Genomic DNA, 16,234 nt, shown 5'->3' with positions numbered 1-16,234 from the left:
CATTTAGCGGTCAAATGTTAAATTTATTCCCCTTGTAGAGTAATGGCGGTGTAGCTCAGTTGGTCAGAGCAGCGGAATCATAATCCGCGTGTCCGGGGTTCGAATCCCTGCACCGCTATTTTTTTATCCGGCCGTTTTCCAAAATTCAGGGCACGGAAACTCGCACTGATTCAGTTGACTCTAAAGCGACGACCAAGACTAAGGCTTGTGATCATTTCAGCATGACCATCTTACGGGCAACCCCTTTATTACCCGAAGTAAGGCGGTATAAGTATATTCCTGATGCTACCAATTGACCGCTACTGTTTGTGCCGTCCCATTCTATTTTATGCCACCCGGCAGGAAAATCTCTGTTTACAAGAGTCCGCACTTGCTGGCCAAGCAGGTTTAGAATTTCTATGGCGACATTTGACCGTACGGGAAGATGGAATTCAATGCTGGTAATGGGATTAAAAGGATTGGGATGATTTTGGCCAAGTTGTAACTCTGATGGCAAAGGCTGCGATGCCTCGTAATCAATTCCCGTCGGGATTAATTCATAAAGATGCGCGAAGATATCAGCACTGGAGTCTCCATAACGACGGGGATCGGCCCAAGCCATAAGTACTTTCCGCCCATTTATAGTCACCACCGGGGATTTCTGATTTACCCAATATAAAGAGTCGGGTTCCAAGACATTTCCCTTTGGTGAACCGGATATACCATAGGCACGGCTAAATGCATTAGTCCAGTTATAGTAAGGATCGCTATGACCCACTAATCCTGCGATGGCAAAATTCCCCGAATCGTCGGCGCTGATGTCTGTTATCCGACTGGTGAGCGATGCAGCGGAAATATTCATTGTATCACTGATGACTGTGCCAGACGTATCAATAATCCGTGCCAGTATTGCGGGATCTGCCTGATTATAATCGTTCCAGGCGAGAACAAAATTCCCGCCGCCTACGTACGCCGTGTATGAATTTCTGTTATCGTTTTCTGAGCCATGATCGACTCCGACTATAATACACGCACCGCGGGCATTTCCCTCGCGGTCAAATAATCTGGCCATTATTTGGCGATCTGTGATAGAATCGACTTCAGTCCATGTGACCAAGAGATTTCCGTACGGGTCAGTCGCTATTTCCGGATCGAAACTGGAAGCGACATTATCATTATCATTGACTTTTATATCGTAGCCCATGAGGTTGCCAGCAGAATTAATTCTCTGCATGAATATTTCCAGTTTTCCATTCCGCTTATCTTCCCAAACTGCAAAGACTCTTCCGGACTCGTCCATTGCCAGTGCAACATTATACCCTAATGTATCGGTCTCACTATTTATGACCATTTCTTCTACCGATGTCAGACCCCCTTCATCAAATATCCGAAGATACAACCGCCCCTCCGGACTTAAATTTATTTTCTTCTCCCAGGATGAGGCGAATCGACCCGCATTGTTGGCGGCGACGGCGGGATTAACTGTCGAATGGGATTTAACCGTGTCGAGATTGATCTTAAAATTGGTTCCTTCCGGCGCCCCGTCCATACCATAAATCTGGCCGAATATATTAAACCTCCCCTCATTATTTCTGTTATCCGCCCAAACTATTATGCTGCTGCAATAACCCAAAGGTGCGATAGAAGCAGACTGATGTGTTCCTGTGCCAGCATCATTGGTGACTCTAAAGTTTCCCCCGATTTTCACACCCAGAGGAGAAAACATCTGAGCAAAAATGTCAAAGTTTGCATTGGGTAAGTATAAGTCATTTCTGCCATCAGACCAACAAGCGACAAATTTACCCGCCAAATCGCTGGCGACGTCGACAAAGGACATACCACCGTTTTGACTGACTTCAGAAACGATAATATTTCCCCCATTGAATTGGCCGGTGGGGTCGAATCTCTGCATATATTGATGATGCTTATATCTTAAAGGTCCAGAAAGAGTAAATCCGTACCAGAAGAGGGCGACTCCATGGTTGCCGGATTGAGCCACTGCTACAGGATAAGGTTGTGTACTCATATTGGATTCACTGGCCTTAACCGCGGCTCCAATCGGTGAAACATTAGAATCAAAGCGCTTCAAGTAAGCTCCATCAAAGAAGGCATTCCATGCCAGGTATAAAGTACCCGAAGAGTCGAGTGATAAAGAAGGGTAATGAGCGTCAATACCCGAATCACTCATTTGAAAATTCGTACCTATGGGAATGGCAGAAGAATCGTACAATTGCCCGTAGATTGCATTCTGATTGTTATTATTCCTTGAGGTCGACCAGGCCACCAAGAATCTGTCGTCGCCGAGCCATTGGACTGTGGGGTCGCCTCCATAAGTTGCCCCTAAGTCATCACTTACTTTGAATTCGGGGCCCAACGGGACACCATTCTTATCAAGCAGCCGTGCCCAGGCGCTAATAGAGTGGGACCTCCACGCTATCACGACTTTGCCTGTATTGCTGACAGCGACAGTCGGTTCGACGCAAGCCCCAAAAGTATCAACTCTTTGATTTTCTCCAATGCGATTCCCTAAGGAATCAAATTTTTGCATCCAGATTTGGGCGCCCCATGGCTCGTCCCGATATTCCTCCCAAGTCACTATTATTATTTCTTCCGAATTTATAACCGTCGCTGATCTTGGATGTAAGTCATCAGGCAAAGATGAGTCATTTACCTTGAAATCTGGACCCTGGGGAACGCCAGTGCTGTTAAAGATCCGCGCGTAGATGTCAGAACAGCCTGGTCTCCTGCCGTCGGCCCAAGTGATAATAAACCAGCCACTCGCGCTCATCGCGACTGATGGAAAAAGCTGTGAATTAGCCGGCTCTGATATATCGTCATTCACTTTCCAGTCTTTCGCTTCCTGTGCGTGGGCAAAGGGGGCAGAAAGCAGCAGGAAAGCCTTCAGTATAACTGGCCAAGTGAATTTCACCCTAATCGTCCTACTGCGCATGACAGATTTCTCCTTTCAGGAATCGATGATGTAATTCAGAAGTAAGCCGACCTTCTGGCCTGACTTAATTACTGAGTGACACTCCTCTTACAGAAATCGATAGAATATCATTCAAAAGGAATTACACCCTGTAAGAATCCGGGCGAATTATAACAAAATATATCGGCATTATCCATTTTGTCAAGTCAAAAACCCTATTGGGCTCCATCTGCTAAGAATACCTGAGGCATTCGACCCTGTCTAACCGCACCCACGAAAACCTGAATCCCAATGGTAATTGCAATTCGATATGCTGCATATGACTCAACTATATTAGATAACTGAAATCTATTGACCTTTGCTGACGAAATGAAGAGATTGTGTCTGCTGTCAAGATATGTATAATATTATTTGCTATGGGCAAGTGATTGGACATATTGTGATATGAGCCAACTGTCTGCACTGAAAATGAATCTGCTGACAAAAAACTATGCTTCCCTCCGGGCTGTGGACAATATCAGTTTCACCGTGAATGCCGGCGAAATTGTCGGTCTGCTCGGTCCCAATGGCGCCGGCAAATCGACCACCATCAATATGATTCTGGGGATTCTGAAGCCGAATTCAGGAAATATCGAGATATTCGGGAAAGACGCCCTCGCTTACCGGGCGGATATCAGCAAGCAACTGAATTTTGCCGCCGTTTATGCCAAATTGCCCCCCAACCTGACTGTCCGCCAGAATCTTCGCGTATTCTCTCTTCTTTACGGAGTTCCGAAACCAAAGAGACGAGTGGAAGAGTTGCTCGCCGAATTCGAATTGACTGAGTTTGCCGATGTCAAAGCCGGTTTGCTGTCTTCCGGCGAGATGAGCCGCCTCAGTCTCGCCAAAGCGATTATCAACAATCCGCGCCTGCTTCTGCTGGATGAGCCGACCGCCTCCCTTGACCCCAGTATTGCCCTGCAGATACGGCAGAAGGTTCGTCGTTATGTCGACAGTACCGGCACCGCCGTCCTCTGGACCTCCCATAATATGCGGGAAATTGAAGAAGTCTGTGACCGGGTTCTTTTTCTTTCGCACGGGAAGATTTTATTGTCGGGCGACCCGCGCCTTTTGCCGTCAGCAAACGGCAAGAAAGACCTCGAGGAACTGTTCATTGCGGTTGCCCGCGAACCGGTTTCACTGAAGGAGTAGCGCTCAATGTCTTTGGCTCGAATTAGCGCGGTGTCGCTTCGGCATATTTATCTTATCCGGAATAACCCTTCCCGCCTGGCAAGCGTCTTTCTCTGGCTGCTGGTCGATGTCACTCTCTGGGGATTTATCAGCAAATATCTCGGCTCCATGGGACAGGCGACATTCAGTTTCACCACCGTCATTCTTGGCGCCATCATCCTCTGGGAATTTGTTACCCGCGTCCAGCAGGGGATGATGACCGGATTTTTGGAGGATGTCTGGAGCCAGAATTTTATCAATTATTTTGCCTCGCCGCTGCGGCTCATTGAGTATCTGAGCGGCTCTGTTCTTACCAGCCTTGCCACGGGACTTCTGGGCTTCCTTATGGTCATCATCGTCGCCGCCATCGCTTTCGGATATAATATCTTAATCATCGGAATTCTTCTATTACCATCCCTGGCGATTCTCTTTGTATTCGGGATATCTATGGGGGTGGTTGTCTCGGGACTGATTTTCCGTCTTGGTCCAACTGCCGAATGGCTCGGCTGGCCTATCCCTCTGGTGCTATCGCTTTTCTCCGGCGTTTTCTACCCGGTGGCGACACTCCCGTCGCCTCTGCAGCTGGTTGCCAAAATCATTCCGGCCTCCTATGTTTTTGAGAGTGTCCGGGCCGTTGTTTCCGGTCAATCCCTTTCGGCGGCGATTATGGCGCAATTGCTGATTGCCGCGCTTCTGGCACTCATTTATCTCGCATCGGCATATCTGCTGTTCCTGCATGTTTATCGCCGCAATCTCGAGAATGGGAGTATTGTCCAGTTCAGCGCCGAATCATTCTAACCGGCAGGTTTGACAAAGAATGAATCGTTCCGCAGGTTATTGCTCATCAGATGGCAATCGTCGAGAAACCGGATTGAGCGGTATTTTCTAACCTTATCGGCGGCAACTCGTTAAAAATAATTTTAGATTCGCCCTTCTATGGCAAGGCGCTTGCGCTCCATCTGATTGGATAAATCTCGCATAAGCGAAGGGAGAGAATCATGCGCAGCAATACGTGGCTTTTCTCGGGGCTGGCTTTTCTGGCTCTACTTCTCTTTTTCTGGGGATGCGATAAGGAAAAAATCGTGCAGACTACCGAGTATGTTCACGACACCAAATATATCGAAATGCCCCCCGACACGGTCCGGATGATTGACACTATCTTTTCTTCCGATACTTCCTATATAAACCATCGCGACACCATCTTCCTGCTCGACACCATTTATCAGAATTCCGTCATTCATGATACCATCCGAATTACCACGATAATTCATGATACGGTGCTGGTCTATCGGGACCGGTATGATACCGTTGTTATCATCGATACCTTCCTTCAAACCCAATATCTTCCCAGTTCGCCTCTGGCTGTCGCCGCCATGGAGTTTCATACCGACCCGCTGGTACTGGACTTTGTCAGCCAGGAATATGGCTGGGGGGATGGGTATATCTTTTACATTACTCCCTCTCAAATGGAAATTACGCACCCTTCCGCCAATGTCTATGATATCTATGGCTATCTGGAGTATTATAGCTCCGACTGGGCTAACTATGTGCCGATAGAGTTTTATTGGCGTGTGACCTACCGCAGCGGCGACCCAAGCAATCCCAGTAACTGGCAGATGTCCGACCCGCCGTCGGCAATATCGGTCCATCAGCCCGGATTGAAATCGGTCACGGGAGGACCCCTGCCACCCCTGAGTCGTTAGGGGCAATCGAGTCCGACTGTCGCGCCGCCGGTCGGGACATCCGCAGTGATGGCCTAAGACTTTTCGTGGTCCTGGTTTTTCCGACGGTGACAGTGTTGCTCGAATGACTCGGCATCGATGCTTTCGTCGAGACAAAGTTGAATCATTTCGGGGCGAAAACAGGGGTGCACCTGACGTCGCGCCACCCGCTGAATATTGAGGAGATGCCGGGCGGTGATATTGTCAGTGGTTATGTTTTTCCCGCCCGAGCCGCAGGCAAGAGTTAAGGAGGGACGCAGAGCGTTGAAGGTTCCCCCCATGGCGCCGTGCGACGCCGGGGTATTAACCAGGATTCGGCCGGCATTCATCACGGAGGCAAAATGCATTATCCGCTCTTCACTGTTGGAAAAAATACTGATAGTATGCCCCAGGCCGCCATTATGGTTTATCTTGCGGCAGAGCTCCACCGCCTGTTCAAAGTCGTTCGCTATGTAAAACGCCAGTATCGGCGCCAGAATCTCCAGTGACAGGGGGGAGTGTAAGCCGACTTCCTCTAATATCGCAATCAGCAATGTCGTATCGGGCGGCACCGAGAATCCTGCCATTTCGGCAATTCTGGGGGCCGGTTGTCCGATAACTTCCGTCCGCATGGTTTTCGTCGTTAAATTGAACGCTACCGACTCCAGTTTCTTTATCTCTTCCTTTGAGAGAAAATAGGCTTTCCGTTTCTTGAATTCTTCAATCACCGCCTCAACATGGCATGACCGGACCACCAGGGCTTGCTCGCTGGCGCAGATAGTACCGTTGTCGAACGTCTTGGATATAAATATCTGCTCGACCGCAAAAGGGACATCGGCAGTCCTGCCAATAAAAGCCGGGACATTCCCGGGGCCGACTCCAAACGCCGGATTCCCTGAGCTATAGGCGGCGCGCACCAGCGAAGTCGAACCGGTGGCAAGAACCAGGGCTGTCCTGTGATGCCGCATGAACTGAAGTGTCTCCTCTTCGGTCGAATTCTTTACCCACTGGATGCAATTCTCCGGCGCTCCCGCCGCCAGAGCCGCTTCATAGCATAGCCTTGCCGCTTCAATGGAGCATTTTTTTGCCGCGCCGTGGGGACGAATAATTATCGGGTTGCGCGACTTTAGAGATATCAGGATTTTGAACAGTACCGTCGAGGTTGGATTGGTGACCGGAGTGACACAGAAAATCGGTCCTAATGGCTGAGCGATTTCGATTACGCCATTCTGGGGATCTTCCGAAATGATACCGACTGTCTTCATATTTTTGATATCTTCATAGACAAACCGGGTGGCGATGGCATTCTTGATAACCTTATCCTGCCAGACGCCGATACCGGTTTCCTCATGCGCCATCCTGGCTAGACGAACCCGGTTATTGAATCCGGCATGATAGACGGCCGTTACAATCCGGTCGGTCGCTTCCTGGGAATAGGTTCTGAAAGCGGCCGCCGCCCGTGTTGCCTTATCCATGATGCCGTCAATATCTACACCATTTCTTACTGACGCATTCGCCATAACTTAAACTGCTCCGCGCTGCTATTAATCCTGCCAAACTTGCATTAAATACGATCTTTTCCGTCCAGACCGGCTTTCTCACAGTCCCTGAGCTGTAAATGAACATCATCCCGCCAAAAAGGCAAGTTAGATTTTTTAGACCTTTTTAATTTGGATTGCATCTCCCCATCTCGCTAACAGCGCAGAATCTGTGAATCTCTACCGGCCGACTAAACGATAAAGTGACAAAATCTTACCAGATATGATAGAACGAATCGAATATTTGCCAAAATTTCAAGAACAAATTCTGATGATATCCGTAAACTGTCAACAGGGAACAAAAGAGCGAGCCAGGGCTTGTATTGAGCCACCGGCGATTCTGCTCGGCTTAAAACCAGCCGCTGATATCGGGATTATATCCCGCTAAATCGAATATCATTATCTGTATGAAAGGAATGGCGCTATGTCAGATCGCTCCCTTGTTACCCCGGGAAAGACAGCCTGCCTTCTTGTGCTGACTTTTTTGCTACTCTCCCTACCGTCCCTCGCCAGCAAAAGTTTTAAGCCGATATTCAAGCCTACCCTGGATATTTTCCGCACGGGCGGGAAAATCAATATTGACGGCAATCTCTCCGATGTCGGCTGGCAGTCCGCCGGGCGAGTCGAGAATTTTGTAGAAAGAAACCCTGGCGAAAATACGCTTCCGGAGGCGGAAACCCGGGCTTTTATTACATTCGATGAAGACAAATTATATGTCGCCTTCATCTGCTTTGACAACGTGGCCGACTTGCGGGCGACCATGTGCCAGAGAGACCAGTTTTATGGCGATGACGCCACCGGCCTTCTTATCGACACTTACGGCGATGCCACCCGCGCTTATGAGTTCTATGTCAATCCATACGGTGTGCAGAAGGATGCCCTCTGGTCCTCTGTGGGGGGCGAGGATTTCGGATTCGACCTTATCTGGGAATCGGCGGCGCAGATTACCGATTCCGGGTACCAGGTGGAGATTGCCATTCCGTTTTCCAGTCTCCGTTTTCCCAACAAGAATATCCAGTCTTGGAAAATGGATTTCTGGCGGAATCGGCCGCGCGAGAGTTTCAAGCAGTACTCCTGGGCGGCCTACGACCGCAACGAGCAATGCTGGCCCTGCCAGTGGGGCACCGTTTCCGGTATTGCTGACGCCCGCCCCGGTAAGGGCGTGGAGTTCCTTCCGGCGCTGGTTGCCAATCAGTCCGGATTAAAAAGCGATTTTGGCGACCCCGAGTCAAAATTCGACAATCAGGACCCTGATGCCGAACTTTCTCTCGGCGGCAAATATGCCGTCAATTCCGATATTACTATTGAGGCTGCCTACAACCCCGATTTCAGCCAGATTGAAGCTGATGCCGCTCAGATTGATGTTAATACCACCATCGCTCTATTCTATCCGGAACGGCGCCCGTTCTTTCAAGAGGGAAGCGACATCTTTCGCACTCTCTTCAATTCCTTCTATACCAGAACCGTGAATGACCCCAAGTTTGCCGCCAAGATAGCCGGACGAACCGCCCGGCGCAGTTTTGCTCTTTTAGTGGCGGAGGATGAGAACACTCCCTATATAATCCCCCTTGACCAGTCCAGTCTTCTGCTCAATACCGGCAAGAGCATGGTAGGGGTTTTCCGCGGAGCGCAAACTTTTGGCCAGAATTCCCGCTTCGGAATCATGCTCAGCCAGCGCAATTTTGAAGGTGACGGTTCGGCAAGTGTCGGGGCGTTTGACTACGATATCAGCCTCACCCGTAACTTTCGCATTGATGGGCAATATATTCTGACCTACACCGGCGAGCCGGATAAGCCGTCACTCACCTCCAATTTCGCCGGAATGACTATCGACCGCGGCACCAAGACTCTTGCCCTTGACGGTGAATCATATTGGGGGACGGCTTTCATTTCCCGGCTGCGCCGCAACGCCCGCAACTGGAGCTGGGTTCTTGATTACAACCAGGTTAATCCATCCTATCGGACCCAGGTCGGCTTTGACCCGGTCGTCAACTACCGCAATCTTTCACTTTTCAACATGTATAACTTCTATTTTGCCAACGGCATTCTCGAGCGGCTTACCCCACAGCTGTATCTGTCCCGCCGCTGGAACTTTGATGAGGTTCGCCTGAATGAGAATCTCAACTTTGGGGCGCTTGCTAATTTCCGGATGGCGCAGACCTCGCTCGGCCTTTTCTATCAGGGAAGTTCCGAGAACTGGCGGGGGAGAGATTTCGGCGGTCTCTGGCGGTTGGAGGGTAGTATCAACAATCGATTCGGGAATATGCTCGGAACCGGGATCTTTGTTCATTATGGCAAAGCCCTTGCCCGTCGCTATATGACTACCGGCACTGAGACCGCCGTCAATGTCGAACTGGCTTTCAAGCCAATCGACCGCCTGGTTATAGAGCCGACTTTGAGTTATCTCGCCAGTTATCATACCGAAACCGGAATTGAGCTCTATAAAGGATATATCAGCCGTACCAGGCTCCTTTTCCAGGCTACTCGGGAATTGTCTTTGAGACTGGTCCTCCAGTACGACGATTTTGACGGCTGGTGGGATGTTGACCCGCTCTTGACCTATCGTCTCAGCCCCTTTTCGGTTTTTTATGCCGGTTCCAGTTACGATTATATCGATTTCGCCGAAAACCGTGACCTGCCGGCTAAATGGCGACTCGGCTCCCGGCAATATTTTATGAAACTTCAGTATCTATTCCAGATCTGAGGTCATCCTCCTGTTTTTGGTTAAAGGGACATCCCAGGCGATGTCCCTTTTTTCATTCCTCTTTTGTATAGATTTTCACGGCAAAGTCATTCTTGCGCAGCGTCTATGGTATTGACTTGACATAAATCGATTTGTAACTATATTTCTCTAAAATGCCTCGATATGTCCGCTTTAAATACAATTTAGAAAATCTGAGGAAGATATGTCCGACAAATTCAGGTCTGTTTTCGCCCTCGTCGCTCTGACGTTCATACTGATTCTGTTCAATACTCTACCGGCCCGGGGTGAAATCGCCGACCCGGAAGAGATGCAGAACGCCTGCCGCAACTGGCTATCTTATATCGTTTCGCAGCGGGGAAGCTGGGGCGGGTCGGCGGCGCCGCAGATTATTTCGGAGTCCGAAATCACCGCCGCCGGCGAAGTCGTAGGGCGATTCTATGCCATTGAGCCGGTCGGATATGTCATCGTGCCGATTCTCAAAGAACTGGCGCCGATAAAAGCTTACTCCGACGAGAACGACCTTGATATAAATGAAATCGATGGTTTTGCGGCAATGATTCGCGAGGTGCTCTCCGACCGCAACCTGCTTTTTGTTCAGCGGTACGGTGCTCTTGATGCCGTGCAGCCGGCTGATAACCCGCTCTATGGTCCCGCGCAACGGGAGATGTGGAACCTTTATGCTCTTAATGAGACGGAGTTCAATGCCGCCATGGCCTTGCGGAAAGTCGCCGCTATGCAGACGGTTGGTCCTCTCTTGACTACGGTCTGGCACCAGAGCGCACCATACAATAATTTCTGCCCGATTGGCGATGGCGGCCGGACCGTTGTCGGCTGCGTGGCTACTGCCGCGGCGCAAATTCTGGCATATCACCGCTGGCCTATGGAGGGAACCGGCACCAGAACCTACTGGTGGAATGGAGATAATTCCTGCGATGGCTACACCCCGGGCATGCTCTTGACGGCGGACTTCACCGACCCGTATGACTGGGACAATATCCCCAATAATTGCAGCCCGACCTGCAGCCCTGCGCAGCAAAATGCCCTGGCGGAATTGAATTATGAAGTTGGGGTCGCTTTTTCAATGGACTATGGCCGTTGCGGCTCCGGCGCCTATACCTCCAACGCCCGGTATGTTTTTCCTGATTACTTCCGTTATCTCGATATAATAGAGCTGCACGACCGGAATCAATATGGCGTGCGGGTCTGGTCTGATATGATAAAAGCGGAAATTGAAGCCGACCGGCCTATCCAATACAAAATCAGCCTGCACTCGATTGTTTGCGACGGCTGGCAATCGGTTCTTCCTATCGACCAGGTGCATATGAATTACGGCTGGGGCGGCGGCAATAATTCCTGGTACACCATAGATGACCTCTATTGCAACTGGGAAGGCTGCTCACCTACCGTGGAGCAGATGCTTACCAAGATTACTCCTGACCGGGGAGTTTTTCTTTCCGCCGATACCACCTGGGGCTATCTGCCTCTTGACGTCTGTTTCACCGGCAGCAGTACTCTTCCGACCACCGACCAGTGGATATGGGCATTTGGCGACGGCGATTCCGCCTATGTGCAATCGCCCGTCCATACTTATAGCAATCCCGGACGGTACGATGTCACTTTGAAAGTTGTCTCCGGCGCTGACAACCGTACCTACCGCGCCACCAAGTATATTACTATTCTGGCTGATACACTGTCCGCCGCTGATGCCCAGGGAACCGCCGGGACTCAGGTGGAAGTCATCATCAACGTCCGCAATACCGTGCCCCTGCGAAGCCTGCGAATTCCGGTCACCTTTGAAGGCGACCTCGGAATGACTCTCGCCAACTATTCCTTTGACGGCTGCCGCACCTCCGGTTTCGACCAGAAAACCATGCCGGTCTATGACCCCAGCAACAGTCAAGGGGTCTTTTACATATTCAATACCTCTCCCGGCACTCCTGACCTTGCTCCCGGATACGGACCGGTGTTGAAACTATATTTTAATATTCCGGCGGGGGCAAACGCCACACAACTGGGACAGATTAAGTTTGACGGCTTCAGCACCCATTTCCCCATTTTTGCCGGACCGGTGCTCGAATATACGCCGAAGCTTGATGTCGGCCTGGTATCGCTTCCCTTCACGTGCGGCGACGCCAATGGCAACAGTGATATCAGCATGCTTGATGCCACCTTCCTGCTGGCGTTTCTCTTCCGGGGAGGACCTTCTCCGGCGCCGATAATGGCTGGCGACGCCAACGGCAGCGGCACCGTCAATATTCTGGATGCGACCTATTTGATAACTTATTTATATAAGAGTGGACCGGCGCCGGCTTGTCCGTAATCATGATTTGAATTTTGCCTCGGACTCTACTCCGGGTCCCGACAACTTCGCGGCAATTGCCGATACCGAATGAGCCGGACTGCGCGATTTCAGTTTGATGTCTTTTCGGGCATTCATACCAGTTGCCGTCAGGATAAATCTGCCAAGGGCGGCTCTATTAACCGTCTCCATCGTTGTTATACTTTTCGGAAGCGCCCTTGCCGCCGACCGGATACTCATCGATTATAACCGCCAGGAAATTCTTCTTCCTTTCAAACTCCAAGCCCTCGAAACCGTCAATTACGGGTCAGAGCGAAGGGTATCTTTCAATCCCCTGCAGGTAATGCAGCCGAGCGATTCGCTTCATAAGAAGGCAATCATCACCCGCGTCTTTAATAAACGCTTCAATGACGATACTCCCTCTGCCATAATGGTGCAGGACCTGACCTCGTGGACCGTTATTGACGAAGACCCGGTTTACATTACGATTGTCGACTATTGTCTGTACTTCGATTCCCGGATAGAAAAAACCTGTCTTGCCGGGGGCTGCTTTCGCAATGATTCCGCCTTTGTGCTCAAAGATATACTGATAGAAGGTAAAACCGCGCTGCTCTATCTGACTTCCGGGGTTGACCGAACCGGCAACGGCGAATGGGAGCCGTCTGTCAATATCGTAGCCTTCACTGATTATGATGATGACGGCACCGCCGAATTATTCGTTCAGGTCACACCGGGACGTGATCTGGAACCGCGAGTTCTATTCTGCGTCGATATGGAGGCGATGCGGATAGAATGGTCGCTGCCGGTGGCATCAGTTATAGGAGAAGGATGCCTGGTAAAATGCGCCGGTGAAACCCCCTCGGTGCTCTTCACTTCTTACGGTCCCAAAAACGGCGTCACCGACAAATATTTCAGTGACCTTTACGGATACCTGACCAAAGTCGACAATCGCGGCGAGGTAATATTTAACAAAATAGTCGCCGGCGACTACGGCGGCTCCATGATTATTCCTATTGATGACAGCCGTCGGCGCTTTTGTCTGCATCTATCGCAGCCGTTAATAGATTATCGCGACACCGCCTCTATGGCCACTTTAGAAAGAAGGCTGGTAATCATTGATGAGAACGCTGAAATTCTGTATTCCTCTACGGCGCCGGGCCGACTAATCTTCTCCTGGTTAGCGGATTATGGCAAACTGCCGGGAAACCAGATTTACTCTACCTGGAATGACGGTCGCCTGGTAATTTATGACTCCACTCTCGCTGTGCTGGCAGAATCTAACCCTACCAATCTTGGATATATGCTGGGACGATACCGCCTCAAAGGTCAAGACGAGCCGATATTCGTGATGAGCCGGACCGGCGGGGTGGACCTGTACAGCCGCAGATTTAAGAAGCTGGGGGGAATTGATGCCCTGTCCAATATGATGTTTCAACCGCTGGAGTACGATAATCAGGGAAACGTTACCAGATTTGTGCTGGGCGGGCCCAATTGCGCCGTTATCGGAACAATTGAACGGCGCACCGTCTTTGAATTAGCCTCTATCATTTTTTGGGAATACCATATCTATATCCTGCTTTCGCTGCTGGCTCTTTTGGTCGGAATAATCATTGTAAACTACCGCCGCCTTCGTATCGCCATCAAACTGCGCGAGAGTGAAGAGGTGTATCGCACGCTCGTAGAGGGAGCGGGCGACTCCATATTTTCGGTTGATTATGACGGCAGGTTCGTCTTTATGAATGAGCACGCCGCCGGGGTCCTGGGCGGAAAATCCTCGGGACTGACCGGAAAGACCATGTGGGATTTTTTCCCGGGAGAGATTGCCGACCGCCAGATGACTAATATCAGGGACGTTATTGATTCCTGCCGGGGCAGGATTTTGGAGGAGCCGACCATTATCCAGGGGCAACATCGTTACTTCCGCATCAGCATTCAGCCCCTGTTCGGCGCCGATGGCAAATGCCGGTCAGTACTGGCGATTGCATCAGATATCACTCCGGTGATTGAAGCGCAGAAACTGGCTCTCAAGGAACGGGACTTTACGCAGTCTCTCCTGCGAACATCCAATAGCCTGATTCTCTGTCTCGACGGCGAAGCGCGAATTACTGTCTTCAATGACGAGTGCGAACGGGTGACCGGATACAGTCGGGAGGAAGTTCTGGGAAAACGGTGGCCTGAGCTGATGCTCCCACCGTCGATGCGCCATCCGGGACTTGACGATTTCACCGAGTGGGTCAGAGCCCATCCGTCGGACCGGCTGGAAGGCCAGATTATTACCAAGAAAGGAGATATCAGGCATATTCTATGGTCCAATTCCTCGCAATTCGACCCGGTCACAGGGGAACTGACTGCAATCGCCATAGGCCATGATATCACCGAGCGGAAAAGATTCCGTGAATCCCTCCGTGAAAGCGAAGAAAAATACAGACTCCTGATTGAGAACGCGACCGAAGTCATTACCATGATAGATTCCAATCATCGAATAGCGATTCTGAATAAAGCGGCCGCCAACGCTTTGGGCGGTAGCATCGAGGATTTTGTCGGCCGGAAAGTTGAGGAGTTGCCGCTGGGACCGCAGGCGCAAATGATGAGCGCCATAATCGACAACCTCTTCGCATGCGGCAAGAGTATGTCGCTGGAAGTCCCCTACGATACCAAAGAAGGGCGTTGCTGGTACTGGGTTAATGCCCAGCCGATATTGATGTCGAGTTCGCCGACTTCTTTTTACCTGTCCATAGCCACTGATATTACCGCTCGCAAACGCAACGAAATCCGCGCCAAAGCCCGGCTCGACCTTCTAACCGGCTTGCGGACAGCTGAATCAGTCGACCGCTGTCTCGAGTTGGGCTGTCTCGCCATTAAGGAGGCGGAACTTTTCAAGCGGGCTGTTCTTACCCTGCACAATGAGCAGCGTGAGATAATCAATCTTGGTCAGGTTGGACTTGACCCCGCCATCGTCGGGCAGGCGCGCCGGGCAAAAGCCCCCTCCAGTGAAATGGCGCAACGAATGACTCAGGAAAAATACCGCATCAGCTATTCCTACTTTGTGCCGGAAGAAGAAGGGCTGGGGGTTACCGACCTGGAGCGGGCAATTCCCCAGGAAGGTACTCGCGGGAATTCCGACCATGCCTGGCGTCCCGGTGATGAGCTCTTTGTTCCGATTCTAAGCGCCCAGGGTAATTACGACGGCTGGCTCTCTGTTGACACTCCTTTTAACGGCAGAAGACCCGATGCGGACATTATTATCGCACTCGAAGAGCTCGTTGACATTGTTGCCAAGAAAGTCAATGAGCTGCGCAGTCTTGAGCGTTTGAATCTCGAGCGACAGGCGCTGGCTCTGGCGAATATTGCCCTCCGCGAATCTGAGGAGCGATACCGCAATCTGGTCGATAACGCTATCGACGTTATTTATACCCTTTCTCCCGATGGTGTCATTACCAGCCTGAATCCTTCATTTGAAAAAGCCACCGGATGGAAAATCGAAGAATGGCTGGGGAAAAACTTCCTGCCGATAATCCACCCCGATGACGCCGCCTTGGCGCAACAGACCACTGCCCGGCTTCTCGCCGGCGAGTCGCTGCCGATGTACGAGCTGAGAATCTTGACAAAAGACGGCTCCCACCGGAACGCCGAATTTGTGTCATCCCCGCAGATTAAAAACGGAAATATTACCGGCATTTTCGGAATCGCCCGCGATACCACCGAGCGTCATCTGATGAAAGAAGCTCTTCGGGAGAGTGAGGCTAAATTCCGTCACCTCGCCGAGCATTCTCTTCAGGGAATTCTCATTGCCACCCGCGACCGGATACTTTTCGCCAATCAGCTTTTCATCGAAATGACCGGTTATCTCAGGGAGCAGTTCTTGAACAGCCATCC

Annotated in this window: 8 protein-coding genes and 1 tRNA gene; 7 read left to right on the top strand and 2 right to left on the bottom strand. The window is 50.7% G+C overall.

Annotated features, from left to right (window positions below):
- The first annotated feature begins 44 nt into the window (after positions 1-44).
- Positions 45-118, top strand: a tRNA-Met gene (locus AB1690_01380).
- 93 nt (positions 119-211) lie between these two features.
- On the opposite strand, the gene AB1690_01375 is transcribed toward AB1690_01380, so the two are convergent.
- Positions 212-2,929 (bottom strand): FlgD immunoglobulin-like domain containing protein, encoded by a 2,718-nt coding sequence (locus AB1690_01375; protein ID MEW6013951.1) that lies wholly within the window; start codon positions 2,927-2,929, stop codon positions 212-214.
- Between the two features lie 423 nt (positions 2,930-3,352).
- Here AB1690_01375 and AB1690_01370 point away from each other — a divergent pair, with 423 nt between their 5' ends.
- The 3 genes from AB1690_01370 (at position 3,353) to AB1690_01360 (ending at position 5,820) form a co-directional block, all read left to right on the top strand.
- The gene (locus tag AB1690_01370; protein ID MEW6013950.1) at positions 3,353-4,099 is read left to right on the top strand and encodes an ABC transporter ATP-binding protein; all 747 of its coding nucleotides are present in this window, start codon (positions 3,353-3,355) and stop codon (positions 4,097-4,099) included.
- A gap of 12 nt (positions 4,100-4,111) precedes the next feature.
- A complete protein-coding gene (locus tag AB1690_01365) occupies positions 4,112-4,915 on the top strand; it encodes an ABC transporter permease (GenBank protein ID MEW6013949.1) in 804 nt (267 codons plus the stop codon).
- Between the two features lie 200 nt (positions 4,916-5,115).
- Positions 5,116-5,820, top strand: coding sequence for a hypothetical protein (locus AB1690_01360; protein MEW6013948.1), 705 nt, complete (start codon positions 5,116-5,118; stop codon positions 5,818-5,820).
- Positions 5,821-5,873: 53 nt separating this feature from the next.
- Here the strand turns inward: AB1690_01360 and AB1690_01355 are convergent, their stop codons facing one another.
- Positions 5,874-7,337 carry an aldehyde dehydrogenase family protein gene (locus AB1690_01355; GenBank protein MEW6013947.1) on the bottom strand — a complete coding sequence of 488 codons (1,464 nt, stop codon included), beginning with the start codon at positions 7,335-7,337 and terminating at the stop codon, positions 5,874-5,876.
- 442 nt (positions 7,338-7,779) lie between these two features.
- Here AB1690_01355 and AB1690_01350 point away from each other — a divergent pair, with 442 nt between their 5' ends.
- From AB1690_01350 to AB1690_01340, 3 genes are all read left to right on the top strand, one after another.
- The gene (locus AB1690_01350) at positions 7,780-10,059 is read left to right on the top strand and encodes a carbohydrate binding family 9 domain-containing protein (GenBank protein ID MEW6013946.1); all 2,280 of its coding nucleotides are present in this window, start codon (positions 7,780-7,782) and stop codon (positions 10,057-10,059) included.
- 202 nt (positions 10,060-10,261) lie between these two features.
- Positions 10,262-12,379, top strand: a complete 2,118-nt coding sequence (locus AB1690_01345; GenBank protein ID MEW6013945.1) for a C10 family peptidase — start codon at positions 10,262-10,264, stop codon at positions 12,377-12,379.
- Between the two features lie 97 nt (positions 12,380-12,476).
- The coding region (locus AB1690_01340; GenBank protein ID MEW6013944.1) for a PAS domain S-box protein at positions 12,477-16,234 on the top strand (3,758 nt) is incomplete at its 3' end.

The sequence above is a fragment of the Candidatus Zixiibacteriota bacterium genome (assembly GCA_040753495.1).
GTDB lineage: Bacteria > Zixibacteria > MSB-5A5 > GN15 > PGXB01 > DYGG01.
The sequence above is the reverse complement of the archived record's forward strand: the minus strand, read 5'-3'. Positions and strand labels throughout refer to the sequence as shown.

Coding starts and splice junctions, on each gene's coding strand:
- AB1690_01370 (MEW6013950.1), top strand. CDS start 3,353: ATGAGCCAACTGTCTGCACTGAAAATGAATCTGCTGACAAAAAACTAT.
- AB1690_01345 (MEW6013945.1), top strand. CDS start 10,262: ATGTCCGACAAATTCAGGTCTGTTTTCGCCCTCGTCGCTCTGACGTTC.
- AB1690_01355 (MEW6013947.1), bottom strand. CDS start 7,337: ATGGCGAATGCGTCAGTAAGAAATGGTGTAGATATTGACGGCATCATG.
- AB1690_01360 (MEW6013948.1), top strand. CDS start 5,116: ATGCGCAGCAATACGTGGCTTTTCTCGGGGCTGGCTTTTCTGGCTCTA.
- AB1690_01350 (MEW6013946.1), top strand. CDS start 7,780: ATGTCAGATCGCTCCCTTGTTACCCCGGGAAAGACAGCCTGCCTTCTT.
- AB1690_01375 (MEW6013951.1), bottom strand. CDS start 2,929: ATGCGCAGTAGGACGATTAGGGTGAAATTCACTTGGCCAGTTATACTG.